Genomic DNA, 18982 nt, shown 5'->3' on the forward strand with positions numbered 1-18982 from the left:
CGGTCATCGACGGCGTCGCAGAATGGCACCTCCCACGGCCAATGCCATCAAGCCACTGAGCAGGATCCCCGCCGCAGGACCACCCGTTCTGGGCAGGAACCCGCCCGGCTGGTCTTCCGGTGCTGGAGCAGGCTGATCGGGGCCCGGCTCACTGGGACCGGGCTCACTGGGGCCGGGCTCACTGGGACCGGGCTCACTGGGGCCGGGCTCACTGGGACCGGGCTCACTGGGACCGGGCTCACTCGGACCGGGCTCACTCGGACCGGGCTCACTCGGACCGGGCTCACTCGGACCGGGCTCACTCGGACCGGGCTCACTCGGACCGGGCTCACTCGGACCGGGCTCACTCGGACCGGGCTCACTCGGTACAGGGTCTCCTGGCTTTGTCGGCTCAGGCGACACAGGCGTCTCAGGCTCAGGGACCACCTCGAGAATGGTGTCGCGTGCCGTGCCCTGATCGTTGTCCTCGACCGGATCTGGGGTGGGGCTCGTGACGCGAGCAGTATTCACCAATTCCCCGCTGGCATCCTGCGCCAAGACCCCACCGATCTCGACGGTCACAGAATCACCGGGCAGGATCACATCCGCCAGACACGTCACCGTCCGATCGTCAACGGCACAGCTGGGGCCGCTCGTTGTGATGTCGGAGATCTCGTGCGGAACTTCGTCGACCACGGACACGGGGCTCGCAGCTGAGGGGCCAAGGTTCGTCACCACGACCCGCCACACCACCGGTTCACCCGGCACCGCAGGGGTCACCAACGTCTTGCGAACATCGAGATCCGCCGAGGGCGTCAAGGAGGTCCCCACGGTCGAGACATCATCACCAGAGTTCGGATCCGGCGTCGAACCAGAGACCGTGGCCGTGTTCTCCAGCTCCCCGCGGGCCGTGGGCGCGACGGTCGCGTCGATCTGGACGGTGAAGGAATCACCTGGGGCAAGGGTTGCTCGACCACACCGCAGGGCCTGACCCTCGGCCAGGACGCAGCCGGTCAGTGGATCCTCGACGCTGACGCGAGGATCGACCGCCTCAGTGGCGAGTACGTCGTCGATGACGACATCACGCGCCGTGGAAGGGCCTTCATTGGTGACCGTGATCGTCCATCCCACATCACGCCCCGGCACCAACTCACCATCACCGGTTCGAGTCTTCACCACCGCGAGATTCGCGCTCGGAGTGACACTGTCGATCGCCACGGACTCGTTGTTGTCAAGGGTGGGATCTGCCACCGAGTTCGTCACATGCACAGCGTTGACGATCTCGCCCGAGACCTCGCTGCCGAGGCGTCCAGTGACCGTGATCTCGGTCTTCGCACCCGACGCCAGCTCACCCAGTCGGCAATGCAGGGCCGCATCGTGCTCCGAGCATGACGCACCTCGTGGGGCATGAGCTTCCACGTCCAGGAGTCCCGCGGGCAGCACATCGCGCACAAGCACGTCCCGGGCATCGTCCGGTCCACGGTTCTCGACGGCCACACGCCACGTGACCTCCTCACCGGGCACAGCCTCCCCGACGAGTTCCGTGGACACCGCAACGTCTGCGAGCTGTCCGACAGGCGTGGTCACCGAGTGCTCGTTGTCCTCGGGAGTCGGCTCATCTTCGACTCCCACCACCGTCGCGGCATTCGTCAATTCCTCGACGTTGGACGGAACCGTGCCGCTGATCTCGACCGAGACGCTGCTCTTCGCAGGAACGGTTCCCAGCGGACAAGTCACTTCACCACCGGCAGTGGTGCATTCGATGCCTCCGGGGGCTCGCACCTCGACGTCGGAGACACCACTGGGCAAGCGGTCGGTGAGAACCACGCCCGTGGCATCGGAGGTGCCGCTGTTCGCCACCACCACCTGCCACGTGATGACGTCACCGGCCGTGGGGGCATCCTCGGCCTGGACCTGTTTGGTGACCGCCAGGTCGACATCAGGGGTCAGACGCGTGGTGACCGTGGCCGAATCATTGCCCGGATCACGGTCCGGCGATGTTGTGGTGACAGCGGCCTCATTGGTGAGTTCACCACGCGCTTCGGGAGAAACCACCCCGGTGATCTGGACAGGCATGGTGGCACCACTGTCAAGCGATCGGCGTTCACAGGTGACCGTCAGGCCCTCCACCCGGCAGGCTGTGGCCGGATCAGCCGACACCTCCACATCGGTGATCCCCGGCGGAAGTTCATCGGTCACGGTCACGTTGGACGCAGTCGAGGGGCCGTGGTTCACCGCCTGAACCGTCCAGGTCACAGGCGCCCCGGGCGTCGTTCCTCCGCTGAGAACATCCTTCGTCAGAGACAGATCCACATCGGAGACAACGGTCCCGGTGCTGGTGTCGCTGTTGTTGCCCGAGGTGGGGTCATACGTTCCCGACCGGACCTCAGCACTGTTCAGCAGCTCCCCACTCGCCGTGGGAACGATGTCAGCGGTGACAGTGATGGTGCGCTCCTCGCCGACAGCGAGATCGAAATCGGCACACGTGAGCGTCCGACCAGCGAGTTCGCACTCCGCCCCGGTGGCCCGGGCATTGGTGACCTGCTCGGGAAGCGCGTCCGTCACCCGGACGTCCCGCGCCACCGCAGGCCCGTCATTACGCACGACGAGATCCCACTCGACCTGCTGCCCGGCGACAGGCGTTTCGGTGCGCTGGCGCTTCATCAACGACACATCCGCCGAGGAACCCAGCGGAGTGGTCGTCGTCGCGGTGTCATTGTCGGTCACGGGGTCAGGGGTTCCACTGCTGATGCGTCCGGTGTTAACGATCTCACCGGTTGCATCGGCATCCACCGTACCGACGACCTCGATACTCGCCGACGCTCCGGGAGCCAACGAATCAGCCGAACACAGGACGCTTCGACCATCGACCGAACAATCGAGGCCACCGTCGTCGACGACCCTGACATCGGTCAGCTCCTCAGGCAGGGTATCGCCGATCACGGCTGGCTCGGCAGCCGAGGGGCCATGGTTGGTCATGGTCAGCCGCCAAGTGAGAGGCGCACCTGCCTGTGGGTTCTCCGTGAGGACTCGCTTGTCCAGGGCAAGGTCCGCCGATGGGACCAACTGATCCTTGGTTGTCGCGGTGTCATTGCTCGAGTCCGGGTCACCGGTCGACGTCGAGACCGTGGCGGTGTTCGTGACCTCCCCACGAGCACTCGGGTCAACGACTCCGGTCATCGTCACGATGATCGTCTCGCCCGGAGCCACCGTGGCTCGTCGGCAGGTCACGACGCCGTCAGCAACCTCACACGCAACATCCGGTTCCTCGGCCGTGGCTTCCACACCGGATACACCAGCGGGCATCTCGTCTCTCACCACCACGTCACGTGCCACGGATGGGCCGTCGTTGGTCACCCGCAACCGCCACGTCGCAGGCTCTCCAGGGACCGGCGGCGCCTCGACGAGTTCCTTCTCGATCCGCACATCGGCCGATGGACGCAGCGCAGTGGTGACATCGACATGGTTGTTTCCTGACTCCGGATCTGGAATCTCCGACGCCACGGATGCGTGGTTCGTCAATGAATCCGCCGTGACACCGGCCTCGAGAACCGCAGTGATCCGCATCGTGACCGAATCACCAACGCGAACGTCGTCATAGGAGCACCCCGCCTCGCCACTGTTCGGCGCGGCACCACCGGTCGCATCGGCTAGGAGGTGGCAGCGGGCGCCACCGGAGCCTTCAATGGTGATGTCACGCAGACCCGGTGGGAGCAGGTCGAAAAGCTGCACATCGGGAGCGATCGAGTCACCCTTGTTCGTTCCAGTGACCGTCCAGCTCAGCGTCTCACCCGGGACCGCAGAATCCTGATCGACGTCCTTTGTGACGGCCATGTCGGCCATCTGGGCCACCTGGATGGTCGACTCACCGACATTGTTCCCGGGTTCGGGATCAGCAGGGACTTCGACATGGGCGGAGTTCGTGATGGAACTGCTGCGATAGTCCGCCGACACCGTACCGGTCAGGCTCATCGCCGCACCTCCCACCAGCAACCGAGGCAGACGACAGATGGCCGTCCTGCCCTCGATCCGACAGTCCGCATCGGGGTGATCCATGGTGACCTGGGGGTTCTCCACCCCCTCGGGGATCTCATCGGTGACAACGAGGTTCTGAGCCGCTGAGGGACCGTTGTTTCGGAGCGCGACGTTCCAAGCGATCTCATCCCCCACGAGCACCGCTCCATACACCGGAGTCTTGGTCAACTCCACATCGGCCCTGGTTTCAACCGCGACCTCAGCACTCGCCCGGGCGTCCTCCTCGGCCGTCGGCGATGTGGCCGTGGCGTCATTGACGAGCACGCCCGGCTCCTGCGTGGAGTCAACCCGCGCCCACACGCTTCGCTCGGCCTGCTCACCAACGCCGAGGTCGCCCACACGGCAGGTCACCGTACGAGCAGCGGCGTCGACATCACAGCCGGGCGCGTCGAACAGATCGAAGCCCTCGGGGATCCGATCGGTGACCACCACATCGGTGGCCCGCGACGGGCCCTCGTTGACGACGCTCAGGAAGAACGTCGTCCCATCACCGGCCGCGAGAGTGGAGCCAGCGGCGGTCTTCGAAAGCCGCAAGGACGCATGATGCTCGATCGGGACGACCACCGTGTCCTGGTCATTGCTCGGGTCGGGGTCGGGGGTCGCCGTGGTGACATTGACCGTGTTGCTGACCGACTCACCCTGGATGTCCGGTGACACGTTGATGAAGATGACCTCCTCGCCACCGCCACCGGGCGCGACCGTGGCGTGTCGGCATGTCACGGTCTGCCCATTGATCTCACAGTCCCCCGAGCCCTGCACGGACTCCGGGATCAATCCCGGGGGAAGCTCGTCGGTCACGACGACATCGCGAGCCGTCGAGGGGCCGGCATTGCTGACCGTCAGCTTGTAGACGCCGGGGGAACCGGCGACGAGTGGAGAGGGGTCGACGGATTTGTCCACCGAGACATCGGCCCGGGTCTCCACCGTCGTCGGATGCTCATCCAGATCATTCGATGGGTCCGGATCCTGAACCGCCGAAGAGGCGTCAGCGGTGTTCACCAGCTGGGTTCCTGGCTCGACGGAGGGAGACACCATGCCACTGACGGTGAATGTTCGCTGTTCGCCCACGGCCATCTCGTCGATCAGGCAGCTCAGCCCATCAACCGAGTCGCACCCCTGCAGCACCGCGGTGGCCTCGTCGATCCCCGGGGGCAGCAGGTCGGCCACGGACACCTCTCGCGCAGTCGAGGGCCCATGGTTGGTGACAAGCACCTCCCACGTGATCTCCTCACCTGCGATGACGATGCTCGGACCAGACTTGATGGTTTCCAGATCGGCCGCATGGTCGATGGCCGTGGAGTCGAAGGCCCGATTGTTGGAGCCGAAAGGATCCGGCGTCGTGGATTCGGCCCGAACAGAATTGATCAGACCGAGCGAATCCGTGCCGGGGTCGATGTCTGCGCTGAGCTCGATCGTGCGGCTCTCCCCGGGACGCAGCGTTCCAAGCCCTGTGCATTGAAGCTCTGCCCCGACGGCCGCACACGTTCCGGCGCCATCGGTCACCGTGCCTGTCGCATTCTGCAACTCGGACGGCAGTTCGTCGACGACGGTGACGTCGCGAGCGTCGGAAGGACCGTTATTGCTGACCGTCAGCGTCCAGACACCCTGCTCACCCGCCGTGATCGTGTCAGGCCCTTCCTTCGTGACGCTCAGGTCGGCCGCGATACCGGTGATGAACTCGGCGGACGCCTCGTTGTCACTGGGGTCGGGATCGGTCGCCGATGACGTCACCGTGGCCGTGTTCACCTCGGTGGTGACATCGTTTGTGTTCACCGTGACAGGGAAGGAGATCGCGATCGGTTCGTCGTCGACGGCCACCGTCCCCAGCTGACAGGTGAGCTCCTGCCCAGCCCATGTGCATCCCTCAGGGGCTGCACCGGGCACCAGGCCAGCAGGAAGTGTGTCCACGACAACCACATCCGTGGCGTCGGAGGGACCCAAGTTGTCCACCTGCAGCGTGTACGTCACGGTATCCCCATCGACCGGATCGGTCAGACGATCGTGGACCTTCGTGATCGACAGGTCCGCCTGCGGCACGAGGCGGACACTGGTCTCGCCGGTGTTGTTGTCCGGGTTCGGGTCCGCCGTCTGCGCCGACACGACGGCGGTGTTCACCAACGAGCCGGTGGCCCCGGGAAGGACACGGGCACGGACTGTGGCTGTGATCTTCTGCCCAACAGCGACCGTCGTGGTCCCCGCAGAACATCTCACCGCCTGTCCCTCGATGGAGCAGTCCCCCGCCACGGAGTTGATGGAGATGGGCTCCAACGTGTCTGGAAGAACATCCTCCACTGTGACGCCGACTGCCTGGGACGGGCCGACATTCGTCGCCTCGATGTCGAACGTGATGATCTCACCCGGCACCGCGCTGTCCGGCCCTGACTTGGTGGTCTGGATATCGGCGACCGGGTCACCGACGACGACGTCGACCGAGTCCGAGTCATTCGTCGTGTCAGGATCCGGCGTGTTGGAGATGGTGCTGGCACGGTTTGTGAGGATCTCCCCGCCAGCCAGCCGCGAGTCAAGCCGTCCCACCACCGTCACCTGGACAGATTCGCCGGGATCGAGGGCGTCAACCACACAGCGCACTTCGGCATCCGCCACGGTGCAGGTTCCCGCAGACGTGGTCGGCTCACCTTCGATGGTGACTCCGCTCGGAAGGGTGTCGAAAATCTGAACCTGTTCGGACCGCGACGGGCCATCGTTGGTTGCGGTGAGAGTCCACGTGACGAGTTCACCTGGCGCCGGAGCAGATGGCTCGGCCGTCTTGCGGAGAGCAACATCGGCCGAACGGTTGAGCTCGGTCAGCGACTGCGAGGTGTCATTGTCCGGATTGGGATCGAAGGTTCCCGATGTGACCCGAGCATGGTTCACCAAGTTCCCGTCGGGCAGACCGGCCCCTGTTCTCGCTGTGATGGTGATCGTTTCACTCGCTCGCACCGCGAGCTCGGGGAAGGAGCAGTCGACGGCACCGTCGACGATGTCACACTCGGAACGGTCGATATCGATGTTGCTCAGGCCCTCCGGCAGCGGGTCGATGACCCGCACATCCGTGGCGGGGCTCGGCCCGGCGTTGGACACCCGAAGAGTCCACGTGGCGGACTCACCCGGGGCCAGACGCTCGGGGCCCTCCTTGAGGATCGATACGTCCGCACGCTTCGCGACAGGGGTCTGCACCTCGTTGGTTTCATAGGTGAAGGTCTTGTCGGGAAGCGTGCCACTGGCGAACTTCGCCGCCGCAGAGTTGACCACCTTGCCCCCGGCTGCGGCGTCCTCCACGCGCACCCTGAAGCTGAAGGTCGTGGACGCGCCCGGGTCGAGGCGTCCGCCACGCGTGGCACTCGCTCCATCACCCATCCGGGCGACGACCTCTTCCCCGGAGAGTTCCATCTGGTCATCGGCGACGGCATCGGTCTTGTCGCCCGCCCCCGCTCCGCGTGTCACACGAAGAGAGTCCGGGACGTAGCTCGTCCCCGCGGGAATCGCATCGGTCACAACTGTGTCAACCGCTGGATCCTCACCCACATTGGTCAGATCCACGGTGTATTCGAGTACATCGCCGACACTGGCCTCGCTCTGCGAACCGGTGAGATTGGTGACAGATTTCGTGCCATTGAGGTTCGGGGCGTACAGATCGATCTGGGACGACAGCATCGCGGGGTAATAGACATCGCCCACGGTGGAGAACCTGGCCGTTGCACTCGTGGCCCCATTGGGAATGATGCCCGGAGCATTGACCACCTTCGCGTCGAGGGCCATGTTGTTGGAGTGTGCGGGTACCCGGTCCGTCCGCAGTGAACCTTCGGTGGAGACTCGGCTGTTGAAGAAGTTCGTGCTGGGACTCTGTGCGTCGGCCAAGGACGTCCCGTTGAGCGAGAACGAGTCACCGCCAAGCTGTTGGTCTCCCTCGAAGGTGATCTGTCCGAACTTGGCGTTCACCGGCCCGGTCTGAGGAGTGCGGAAGCCGGCGATCGGGATGTTCACGGTTTCACTCCCGCCGAGCGTCGCAGCACCGCTGGAGACGGTGAGGTCTCGCAGCGGCAGCGACGGATGCGCGTACACGACCACAAGGCCCCAGCCGGCGAACCGATCCACTCCGCCGCTCATCGCGGCATCGGCCGCCCAGTACTCACCGGCTCCTGCACCACGGACGATCGACGTGACGTCGGCCCACGACGAGTAAGGGCTGTAACCACCGGAAAGATTGTCCGTCCTATTGGCCGTGATGCTCTGGTAGCCACCACCGGGCGCGCGAAACTTCACGTTCCGGGTTGCGCTCTCGGGGGCCGTCGAGGGCGTCCCCGCCCGTGTTCCGCCCCAGAAGAGACCGGCGAACAGCACCCGTCCCCCCTTGGGGATCTTCACTGATGCCCCGGAGCTGCTCGAGGTCGACGGGTCATTGTCCGCATCCAAAGGCCTCATCACGAAGTTGTTGTTACCCGCAACGCTGTTGCCCGCCAACGCAGCGGTACAGGCTGGATCCGTTGGGGGGCAGGTCATGAGCGTGTTACCCGTGACCGTGATCTCACCATTGCTCTGAGCGGAGAAGATAGGCGAGAAATTGCGGTTCACCGCTGCCTCGGCGTTGTTGGCGCGAGGCGCCATCACCATCAAGCCCGCCACCAACAACAGGCTTCCCACTACTGCAATGACACGTCGCATCCTGCTCCTCCCACGAACCGGACCCAAGTCAACACAACAGGGAAAATCGGGTCAACTCCGCGCGGCACCTCAATATTTCGCAAGCAGTGTGCTACTCACAGTCACTCCAACCTCTTCTGCAAGGCTTCTCCCATGGACTTCTCACTGCGTCTGCTCTTCCACGAGCCACGCATCCCCCAGAACACGGGCAACGCGATCCGCCTCTCGGCCGTGACCGGCGCCGAACTCCATCTGGCCGGGCCACTGGGTTTCGACATGGAGGACGCGAAGCTGCGCCGCGCGGGCCTCGATTACCACGACATGGCCAATGTCCATGTGCACGAGCACCTCGAAGCAGCCTGGACCCGGTTGCTCCCGGCCCGCGTGTTCGCCTTCACGGCCCATGGCGACATCGCCCACACCGAGGTGGAATACGAGCCCGGCGACGTGCTGCTCTTCGGCCCCGAACCAACAGGGCTGGCCCCCGAAGTCCTCACCGATCCACGTGTCGACGCCCAGGTCCGCATCCCGATGCTGGCCGGACGCCGCTCATTGAATCTGGCGAATGCCGCATCGATCGCAACCTATGAGGCCTGGCGCCAGAATGGGTTCACCGGAGCCTGAAGCGTACAGTTCCTCCATGCGCGAGCTCGTTGTATTCCTGCATGATGTCGGCCAGCTGCCACCCGTGTGGCAACCACAGGTGGAAGCCCTTCCCGCCGATCTGCCGATGTCAGCGCCGTGGCTTGCGGGCCTGCGTCCGGGAAATCGCGGCGAGTTCTCCCCCACCGCCGCAGCACAGGACATCAGCAATCTCCTGACCGAACGAGGAACCGACCGCGGATACCTGATCGCCCACGGCTTCAGCACGATCGTGGCCGCCCTGGCTGCGGCCCAGGATGACCGCGTGGCTGGGCTCATCCTGATCTCTCCCCGGATCCCTCCGACGCGACGCCAGATTCGCGGGATCAAACTGATGATGCGCTTCATCCCCCGCTCGCAGGCCATCGACAAGCGCCGGTTCGGCGAAGTGCTCGATACCTTGAGCAGTATCGACCTGCCCCAGACCCTCCAGAAGATCTCAGCGCCCGCGATGCTGATCGGGGTCGACGGCGACCAGGCCTCCCAAGACGGCGTGGGCACCTATCTCAAGCATCTACGGGTCGCGGCCGGGAAGTCAGTGGCCGCGCAACCAGCACATGACGGCATCCCCGAGGCCGCGACCACCCCGATCGCAGAGATGCTCGAGACGTGGCGCAACAATTCCTCCCGCATCGAGACGGAGGACGACCGCAACCCCGGCCCTGAGGCCTGAGACTCCGACGCTTGGACACGAGAAGGCACTCACACCGGCGGACCGGAGCTCGAGCCCCGTGAATCATCGCCACCCTGCTATCATCGCCACATGGCGATGATAGAAATGCGCAGAGAGTCCACCCTCGACGCCCGCGAAACACTGGCCACACGCGAATCCCTGCAGGCCTCAGCCACGATCCTGCGCAGCCTGTCGGACGCAACCCGCCTGACGATCGTGCAACACCTCCTGTCCGGCGAACATCGGGTGGCCGATCTGGTGGATCACCTGAGCCTTGCCCAATCGACGGTGTCTGCCCACGTCGCATGCCTCCGCGACTGCGGACTGCTCGAGTCCCGGACCCAGGGCAGGGCCACCCACTACCGTCTGGCCCAGCCCGAGCTCGTCACCCAACTCCTGGAGAGCGCCGGGAAGCTGCTGATCGCCACGGGCGGCGCAGCCACCGCATGCCCCTCAGCCAGCGGTGCGCAGTGATGCACGACCACAGCCATTCCCACGCTGACGCCACGACGAATCGAACCCGTCTGGCCATCGCCCTCGCAGTCACCGGAACGATTCTGGTCGCCGAGGTCGTCGGCGCCATCATCACCAACAGCCTGGCCCTGCTGGTGGACGCCGCCCACATGTTCACCGACACCCTCGGCCTGCTGACAGCGCTCGTGGCCGCCACCCTGATGATGCGCCCGCCCAACCCACGCCGAACATGGGGATGGCTGCGGATCGAAGTGATCGCAGCAGCCGCTCAGGCTGGAATCCTGCTCGCCGTCGGTACATACGCGATCATCGAAGGAATCCAGCGGCTCATCACCCCACCGGAGGTCATGTCGACCGGACTACTCGTGGTCGGCACGGTCGGCCTGATCGGCAACGTGATCTCCCTACTGGTACTGCAGGGCGGACGAGACTCCAATCTGAACATGCGTGCCGCCTTCCTCGAAGTGAGCGCCGACGCGCTCGGCTCGGTCGCCGTTCTGGTGGCAGCCGGCGTCATCGCCACCACCGGCTGGCACCGCGCTGACGCCATCGCGAGCCTGACGGTGGCGGCCCTGATCGTCCCGCGCGCCATCGCCCTCCTCCGGGAATCCGGCTCGATATTGCTGGAGTCGACCCCTGAAGGACTTGACCTGGAGCGCGTCCGAGCGCACCTCCTCAGCCTCCCGCACGTGGTGGATGTGCATGACCTGCACGCATCGGCCGTGGGTTCAGGGCTCCCGGTGGTGACCGCCCACGTCGTTCTGCATGACGACTGCTTCCGCGACGGACACAGCCTGGAGATCCTCGAACAGATGCTCACCTGCCTGCGCTCCCACCACGAGATCAGCGTCAGCCATTCGACGTTCCAACTCGAGTCCAGTGAAGTCGCGTCCGCACACGTGCTCCAGTTGCACAGCTGAGAGCGCCGATCGTCCGCGTCAGGAATCCGACAACAGATCGTCGGCCACGCGGCCGATGAGCCCCTTCGCATTGGCCACATCGAGCACCGACCCCGACGTGGTGATGCCGTAGCGACGTGAGGCCAGCAGCACGAAGGCCCCGGTGTAGTCGGCAGCCTCCGGGCAGCGCCGCAGTGCGGAGGATCGGGCCACCGCGCCCGCCATGTCGAAACTCGTCACCGACGTTTTTGCCAGCCCCATCTCGGCAGGCCCACGAAGGTCGGACACCATGCCGGCAGGAGCCACGGCATTGACGCGGACATCCGGAGCCAGTTCGTAGGCCAGCTGCTTCACCAGACCAACACCGGCATGCTTGCTGGAAACGTACAAGCTGCCACCCCCGCCGGGATACAGTGCCGCATTCGACAACGTGACGATCACGCTGCCCCTCGACTCCCGCAAAGGCTCGAGGGCGGCCTTGACGCCCAGCAGTGGCGCCTTGACGTTCACGCGGTAGATGGCATCGAACCCCGCTTCAAGATCTTCTGGCCCCATCTGATCGATCCGACGGCCGAAATCCCAGATGCCCGCATTGGCGATGAATGAGTCGAGCCGACCCCACGTCTGCACCGCGAGATCGACCGCGGCCTGATTGTCGACGAAACACGAGGCGTCACCGGTGACGACCTTCACCCGATCCGGGTCGACCGCCTCGCCGAGCGCAGCGGCCTTCTCCTTGGAGTGTTCGAGCACGACGACCCGCGCCCCCTCCTCCACGAGAGTGTCCACGAGCGCCCGCCCCAGCCCGGAGCCACCTCCGGTGAGAGCCACGATCTGTTCCTCAAGCCATGCCATGTGCACACCTTTCACACTGATGAAACCCCTGGGTCACACTGATGAAACCCTTGGGTCACACTGATGAAATCCCGGGGTCCCTTCGGCGCCTCGCCGTCACAGGTGACGCCGCCCCGACGTTGGTTCGACTTGAGTGCCCACGGTCGGCTCGCCCACCGACCAGCGTCGACCCTACCGCCGGAACAGCGAGCAACCCCACTCGGGGCCGAGGCCAGATCAATCGATCGCGTTCATCAATGCCCGAGCCCGCGCGTCGAAGAAGTCCGGAACGGGCTCGCCCACCTCGCGGCAGGCCTGGGCGACCATGGCCGCGATGACACTCGTGGCCGCCTCGGTGATCATCCCCTCGTCACGCTGAGTGCCGGCGATGCGCGAGAGGACACAGCCTTCGACGGTCGCCAGAGCATAATCAGCCATCTGCCCCGGCAGATCCGGATGCCGTTCCAGCACATTCGCAGGAACCTTCCCGACCCACGCATCGGTCAACATGCACTGGGTCATACGACGCAGCGCGCGGATCTCCTCCGCAGTGGCCGAATTCAACATGTCCCGGTCCAACATGAGCTGGAGATTGAACCGCCACAGGCCGTAGCGGCGAGGGTTGTCCACGATCGAGCTCAACATCACCTGAAGCGGATTGGAGTCCTCGTCATCCTCAAGGGGCTGCTCCATCACCTGGCTCTGCTTGTGGGCCTGCCGAACGAGCTCGGCGAACAACGCGTCCTTGTCCTTGAAATGCCAGTAGAAGGAACCCGCATGGACGCCTGCACGCTTCTGGATCATGGCAAGGGTTGTGCCCTTGTAGCCATGGTCGAGAGCGATCGTCCGAGCAGCCTCGAGAATGCGCTCCCGGGTGGGGACGGTTGCCGACGGCTTCTTCCCATCAGCGGCCCCATCCCGAGCCACACCAGCAGCCCCACCATCGGGCCTCCGTGAATCACTCACCGACGATCTCCTCCACCTCGACTCCATCCACGGTCAGCCACTGGCCGATCCGCCCTGCGCAGCTTGCCAGCCCTGCACGAGCAGACCCACCCACGACGTTCATCTCATCCGCCTTGAGGTGGCCCAACCTTGGATGTATTGTGCCGAACACCACCACTTGAGTGCCCACTCAAGAAATGTTCTCTGACGCCGCTCCTGAGGTCGGAATCGCTTGGCCGATGAAGGCCGACCACCCAGGAGCCCGCTGACAGGTCCAAACAAGGGACAGGTCCAAACAAGGGAGTTTCCATGACCGACATCACCGATCTCGTAGACATCGAGAACGGTCAGCTCAACGGGCAGATCTTCCACGACCAGGCCATTTATGAGATGGAGCTGGAGAAGGTGTGGAGGCGCGCATGGTGCATGCTGGCCCACGATTCGATGATCCCCAAGAAGGGCAATTTCATCCAGAACTTCATCGGCGAGGACCCCGTCCTCGTCGTGCGCCAGAAGGACGGCGGCGTCAAGGCCTTCCTGAACCAGTGCCGTCACCGGGGCATGCGCATCTGCCGTTTCGACAAGGGCACGGCCAAGGCCTTCACCTGCTCGTTCCACGGTTGGTCGTACGACCTCGAGGGCAAGCTCGTCCAGGTGCCCCATCAGGAAGCGGCCTACCCCGAGAGCTTCGACCGCGCCGACCACAGCGCCGTCGCCGTGCCCCGTATCGAGTACTACAAGGGCTTCTGGTTCGGGACCTGGGACGAGGACGCGCCGCCCTTCGAGGAGTACCTCGGCTCGGCCAAGTACTACCTGGACGGCTACATCGACCGCTGGGACGAGGGCATGGAGGCTGTCGCCTTCCATCGCTGGGTGCTTCCGAACAACTGGAAGTACATGGCCGAGCAGCCCACCTCGGACATGCAGCACTCCGAGATCACCCACGTGTCGGCCGCCTCGGTGCTGAACAAGGCCTCCGACGCCGCCGACCGCACGCTCCGCGGCAAGGAGCCCAAGGGACGCCAGTTCTTCTCCGACTACGGGCACGGCGGCGCATGGTTCGGCCTGAAGGGCGCCGAGGTGCCCAACACCGGAAAGGCCATGCAGAAGTGGGAATCCGAACCCGAGGTCGCGGCCATGGTCGAACGTCGCCTCGGCGACAACCGTGAGGTGCGTGGCCACCTCAACATCTGGCCGACCTTCATGGTGCTGGGCAACTACACGATCCGCGTCACCCACCCGCGTGGCCCCCACGAGCAGGAGGTCTGGGCCTGGACCTTCGTGCCGAAGGAAGCTCCCGAGGAGATCCGCGATTCGATCCGCAAGGACGTCCTGCGGACCTTCACCCCGGGCGGCATGTTCGAGGCTGACGATGCCCTCAACTGGGAGGAGATGCAGCAGGTGCTGCGCGGCAAGGTCGCGCGTGACTCCGGCTTCAGCTACCAGATGATCGGCGCCCCCATCGAGTGGGACGCCGAGTGCTACCCCGGCGGGTCGAGCGCACACGTGTTCTCCGACAACGCCGCGCTCAACATGTACTCGAACTACCTCGACATGATGACCTCCGACTCCTGGGATGAGTTGAAGGCCAAGCGTGCCGAGCATCGCATGGGCGCGAACTGAGAGCCGGGAGGAACTGCCATGACTGACAAGGTGAACAAGCTGCTGGCCGACGTCGATCCGGCCGAAGAACGCGCCATCTCCCGTTTCCTACTGGAGGAGGCCCAGATCCTGGACGACTGGGAATGGGCCGCTTGGCTTGATTTCTGGCACGAGGACTGCCTGTACTGGGCGCCGACCCAGCTCGAGCGTCTGCAGCGAGAGATCGCTGATCGCATCTCCACGTTCGGCACCTCGGCCTATTTCGAGGAGAACAAGACCCAGCTCAAGCAACGCGTCGACCGCCTGCTCACGCACATGGCCTGGGGTGAGGCACCACCGTCGCGCGCGCGTCACCTCATCACCAATATCCGCGTGACCAAGGCAGAAGGCGATGGCGTCTACACGGTGAAGTCGAACTTCCTCGACTACCGCTCCAACGGGCAGCGTTCGCAGGACCACATCACCGGCGAGCGCACCGACACGATCCTGCGTGCGCCGGATTCCGAGTGGGGTTACCTGATCAAGGAACGTCGCATCCTGTTCGACATGTCCACCATCCTCACCAAGAACCTGAGCCTGTTCTACTGACCGCTGCCAGACAGCCCGACTCCACACGAGAGGCCAGAATTGTGAACATCACCCAGCTGCTCGCCGTCGGTGTCGTCACCGCCGACCTCGATGCGACGCTTCCGCAGTACGCCAAGTACTTGGGAATCGACGATTGGACCGTCGAGGACGTCACAGCCGACCGCATCACCGAATCGGTGTGCCACGGGCGGCGCAATGGTGGCACCTACCGTACCGCCTTCGGGCGAACCACAGCTGACGCCGAAGGGCCCGGACCGATGGGGCGCAAGCCCGAATCGATTCCCTTCGAGATCGTGCAGCCCACCGGTGGGGAGACCCCGTTCAACGAGTTCTGGCTCTCACGCGGTGAAGGCATCGCTTGGCTCACCGTTCTTGCCGACGGCTCGGATGCCGATGTCGAGGCTCACTTCTCGGGTCTCGGCATCGGCTGTGCCCACACCCATCTGGTGGACGGCACACGTCGGCGTACATTCTGGGACACCCGCGCCGAGCTCGGCGGTTATCTGCTCGAAGTGGTCACCTCCGAGCCTGAACGCACAGGAGTCAGCGTCCACCACAACGGGCAGGCCCTCCGCGGCAACAGTGCCGATGGAACGCCCCGTCGGCCGCTTCCCCTGCAGGGCATCAACCACTTCGGTGTCGTCGTGGACGACACGATGGCCAGCTGCGACGCGTACCACCGCGTGCTGGGCATCGAGCATTTCGCCATCAAGACCTGGCAGACCGAAGAGGGTCGCCTCGACGCGCCCTATTACCGAGATCAGAATCCGGTGCAGCACGGCTATTTCACCGCGCAGGGCTTCGTGGGCAACCTCGGCTTCGAAATCATCCAGTGCAAGTACGGTGATTCGCATTACAACCGCGAGTTCACCGACCAGCGTGGCCCCGGCATCCACCACATGTTCCCGTATCTGACGAAGGATCAGGCCGATTGGGATCTTTCGGTGACCACCATGGCCGAGCTCGGTGCCGGGCTGTGCATGGGGTCCGACCTCCGCGGGGGTGCTGCCGAGTACGGCTACTTCGACACCTTCGACCAGCTGGGCGGCTATCTGCTCGAGGGCGTCATACGTCGCTTCCCGGCTGAGGACCGCTACATGGCACCCGACTGGGAGGTCGACTTCGCCAAGGCGCCGGAAGCGGAGGGCACCCGATGAGCGGAATCACCCCCCTGCGCGTCCTGCACACCTTCGACAATGCCGCCGGATTCGATGAGCTCCCCGAGGAAGTCGCGAGGCTTCGGTCCGTTCCCGGCTGCGCGTCTGCAGAGCTCTACAGCAGCGTCACCCCCGGTGACGATTTCCATGCCCTGACAGCGTTGTGGTCCTCGGAGGACACCTTCGACGCCTGGTGGGACACCGTGCGCAAGGGAGACTTCCCTTCGATCCGTCGGCTCGTCGCCGAACCCGACGAGGGCAACCTTGAGATCGACCGGTCCGGCACCGAGTTCTACCCTCAGACGCCCTTCGCGCTGCGCGATGGCACCTGGGTTCCCGAGGCCTTGGATGAGAAGGCTCGTACCATCTTCTGGCCCGCCCGCGGCCCGGTCCGCGTCATCATCCAAAACGCTGTGGAAGCCACCGACGCCATGTACGCCAAGATCCGCACCGAGGTGCTCGACACCCGCCGCGAGGAAGGCTGCCTGGAATACGCGTGGCTCGAGAACATCGACCTTCCCGGCCACCTGCTGCTCCTCGAAGTATGGACCGACCAGATCCGCTACGACCGCCACTGGACGCTGCGTGAACGTACTGCGGCATTCGTGGGAGATAATCTCCGTAAACCGGCGACCCCCGCACGGGGTCCCGTCTCCCGGGAGTTCTACCGTTATCAGGACTTCCGGCATCACTATGACCGTTGGCTGCCCGTCGATCCTGACGCTCACGCCACGGCCATCATGTGGCCGGCGGGCTGACGCCCCGCTGGATTTCGTGACGTAACCACCAACCGAAGGAAGAGAACATGACCGAGCCCATCAAGGTGGCCACCGTCGGTGACATCGACGACGACGAAGCCATCGTCGTCCCCGGTGACGTCAATGGGACAGGAAACCCGATCGCGGTGTTCTTCACCGAGGACGAGTACTACGCCCTCGACGACACCTGCACCCATGCGGAGGCCTCGCTCGCCGATGGCTGGGTCGAGGGCTGCGAAGTCGAATGCCCTATCCACGCGGCCAAGTTCAATCTCTGCACCGGCCAGGCGATGAACCTGCCCGCCACGATTCCCGTCCGCACCCACAAGGTCGAGGTGCGCGGTGACGAGATCTGGTTGCACCCCGGCGTCCCCGTCGAGGGAGCCGTGCTCGAGGCCGATCAGTGAGCGATGCGGTACCGGCCCGCGTCCCGGAGTCGGTCGCGATCATCGGCGGCGGGCTGGCCGGTTTCACCACCGCGCAGTCCCTTCGCGCCAGTGGCTACACCGGCACGGTGACCATCATTGATCCCGAGGGCACGCCATACGACCGTCCCCCGCTGAGCAAGGATTATCTGGCGGGGAAGGCCGACGCCGAACAGCTGGGCCTCGTTCCTGCGGATTGGTATGCCGAGAACGCCGTGGAGGTGGTCCCGCATCGGGTGGACTCCATAGACCCGGACTCCGGCATCGTGAGGTGCGCCGACGGCAGTCGGACGCAGGCTGAGGCGATCGTCCTCGCTCTCGGCGGACGCCCTCGCATGCTTCCGGTCCCGGGAGGAGACCTCCCCGGGCTGCATGTTCTACGCACCCGAGCCGATGCCGACGCCCTACGCGGTGAACTCGCCGCCGGACGGCGTGTGTGCATCATCGGTGCCGGCTTGATCGGCGCCGAGGTCGCGTCCACCGCAGTGGATGTGGGCTGTGAGGTGACACTGATCGACCCGGTGAAGATCCCACTGACGGCGGCGGTTGGCGTCGAGCTGGCGAACCGCCTGCATGCCATGCACGAAGAGCATGGTGTGCAGGTGGTGGAAGGCATGACCTCCTCCATCACCCACGGCGAGGAGGGATATGTCGTCACCACCGAGGACCCCACCGCGGGAGAGTTCCCCGCCGACGTCGTTCTCGTCGCCGTCGGCATCGTCCCCAACACCGAGCTGGCCTCGACCGCCGGGCTCGACGTGGACAACGGCATTCTCGTGGATCCGGCTCAGAAGACCACCCATCCGCGTGTGTGGGCCGTCGGTGATGCTGCCCGAATCCGCACCGCGGACGGCATCCTGTTGCGTCGACACGAGCATTGGGAGTCTGCCATGCGTTCGGGCGAGACCGCTGCGGCATCGATCCTGGGCAGGGACCTCCCCCGGCATGGTGCCGCCTGGATGTGGACCGATCGATACGGGCATCATGTCGAGGCCATCGGTGACATGACCGCTGGTGAGCCCGTGGTGCGGACTGACAACGGCAGGCCCTCGGCCGAGTTCCGTCTCGACGCCGACGGCACCATGGTCGGCGCTGCCGCCATCGATCCGGGAACGACGATCCGTGCCGCACGACGCATCATCGACCGCGGCATCGTGGTCGATCAGGTCCAACTCGCCGATTCTTCGGTTCCGCTCAAGAAACTCGCACGCTGAGCCTGTTCCACCTCTACGTTCTGCCGTGCAGACACGGCATCACGTAGAGGTGGAGCCGAACCAGCACCAACGACGCCGGGCCGCCTCCCCTGAGGGGAGACGGCCCGGCGTCATTT

13 protein-coding genes are annotated in these 18982 nt (G+C 64.9%); 10 read left to right on the forward strand and 3 right to left on the reverse strand.

All coding sequences use genetic code 11. The features are described 5' to 3' along the window. Positions 1-3: 3 nt before the first annotated feature. The gene (locus tag FB460_RS05490; RefSeq protein WP_142093046.1) at positions 4-8676 is read right to left on the reverse strand and encodes a DUF7507 domain-containing protein; all 8673 of its coding nucleotides are present in this window, start codon (positions 8674-8676) and stop codon (positions 4-6) included. A 132-nt stretch (positions 8677-8808) separates the two neighbouring features. On the opposite strand from FB460_RS05490, the gene FB460_RS05495 reads away from it, so the two are divergent. The 4 genes from FB460_RS05495 (at position 8809) to FB460_RS05510 (ending at position 11364) form a co-directional block, all read left to right on the forward strand. Further along, the gene (locus tag FB460_RS05495; RefSeq protein ID WP_142093047.1) at positions 8809-9279 is read left to right on the forward strand and encodes a tRNA (cytidine(34)-2'-O)-methyltransferase; all 471 of its coding nucleotides are present in this window, start codon (positions 8809-8811) and stop codon (positions 9277-9279) included. Positions 9280-9295: 16 nt separating this feature from the next. Next, a complete protein-coding gene (locus FB460_RS05500; protein WP_142093048.1) occupies positions 9296-9970 on the forward strand; it encodes an alpha/beta fold hydrolase in 675 nt (224 codons plus the stop codon). A 90-nt stretch (positions 9971-10060) separates the two neighbouring features. After that, positions 10061-10444 (forward strand): ArsR/SmtB family transcription factor, encoded by a 384-nt coding sequence (locus tag FB460_RS05505; RefSeq protein WP_142093049.1) that lies wholly within the window; start codon positions 10061-10063, stop codon positions 10442-10444. Continuing rightward, the gene (locus FB460_RS05510) at positions 10444-11364 is read left to right on the forward strand and encodes a cation diffusion facilitator family transporter (RefSeq protein WP_142093050.1); all 921 of its coding nucleotides are present in this window, start codon (positions 10444-10446) and stop codon (positions 11362-11364) included. Before FB460_RS05505 ends, FB460_RS05510 begins: the two co-directional genes overlap by 1 nt. 18 nt (positions 11365-11382) lie before the next feature. Here FB460_RS05510 and FB460_RS05515 read toward each other — a convergent pair whose 3' ends face one another. Beyond that, a complete protein-coding gene (locus tag FB460_RS05515) occupies positions 11383-12198 on the reverse strand; it encodes an SDR family NAD(P)-dependent oxidoreductase (RefSeq protein WP_142093051.1) in 816 nt (271 codons plus the stop codon). Between the two features lie 216 nt (positions 12199-12414). Beyond that, positions 12415-13143, reverse strand: coding sequence for a TetR/AcrR family transcriptional regulator (locus FB460_RS05520; RefSeq protein WP_211345840.1), 729 nt, complete (start codon positions 13141-13143; stop codon positions 12415-12417). Between the two features lie 288 nt (positions 13144-13431). On the opposite strand from FB460_RS05520, the gene FB460_RS05525 reads away from it, so the two are divergent. The 6 genes from FB460_RS05525 to FB460_RS05550 are packed head-to-tail and all read left to right on the forward strand — an operon-like array spanning position 13432 to position 18866. Then, entirely contained in the window at positions 13432-14745 is a 1314-nt protein-coding gene (locus tag FB460_RS05525) for an aromatic ring-hydroxylating oxygenase subunit alpha (protein ID WP_142093053.1), read from the forward strand. A gap of 18 nt (positions 14746-14763) precedes the next feature. Next, positions 14764-15312 (forward strand): aromatic-ring-hydroxylating dioxygenase subunit beta, encoded by a 549-nt coding sequence (locus FB460_RS05530; protein ID WP_142093054.1) that lies wholly within the window; start codon positions 14764-14766, stop codon positions 15310-15312. Between the two features lie 41 nt (positions 15313-15353). Next, positions 15354-16469 carry a VOC family protein gene (locus FB460_RS05535; RefSeq protein ID WP_142093055.1) on the forward strand — a complete coding sequence of 372 codons (1116 nt, stop codon included), beginning with the start codon at positions 15354-15356 and terminating at the stop codon, positions 16467-16469. Continuing rightward, positions 16466-17227, forward strand: a complete 762-nt coding sequence (locus FB460_RS05540; protein WP_142093056.1) for an antibiotic biosynthesis monooxygenase — start codon at positions 16466-16468, stop codon at positions 17225-17227. The genes FB460_RS05535 and FB460_RS05540 overlap by 4 nt, the downstream gene beginning before the upstream one ends. Before the next feature lie 47 nt (positions 17228-17274). Then, the gene (locus tag FB460_RS05545) at positions 17275-17634 is read left to right on the forward strand and encodes a bifunctional 3-phenylpropionate/cinnamic acid dioxygenase ferredoxin subunit (RefSeq protein WP_142093057.1); all 360 of its coding nucleotides are present in this window, start codon (positions 17275-17277) and stop codon (positions 17632-17634) included. Continuing rightward, positions 17631-18866: an NAD(P)/FAD-dependent oxidoreductase gene (locus FB460_RS05550; protein ID WP_142093058.1), complete on the forward strand. Its 1236-nt coding sequence runs from the start codon at positions 17631-17633 to the stop codon at positions 18864-18866. The genes FB460_RS05545 and FB460_RS05550 overlap by 4 nt, the downstream gene beginning before the upstream one ends. Positions 18867-18982: the final 116 nt, after the last annotated feature.

The organism is Propioniferax innocua (assembly GCF_006716235.1).
Lineage (GTDB): Bacteria > Actinomycetota > Actinomycetes > Propionibacteriales > Propionibacteriaceae > Propioniferax > Propioniferax innocua.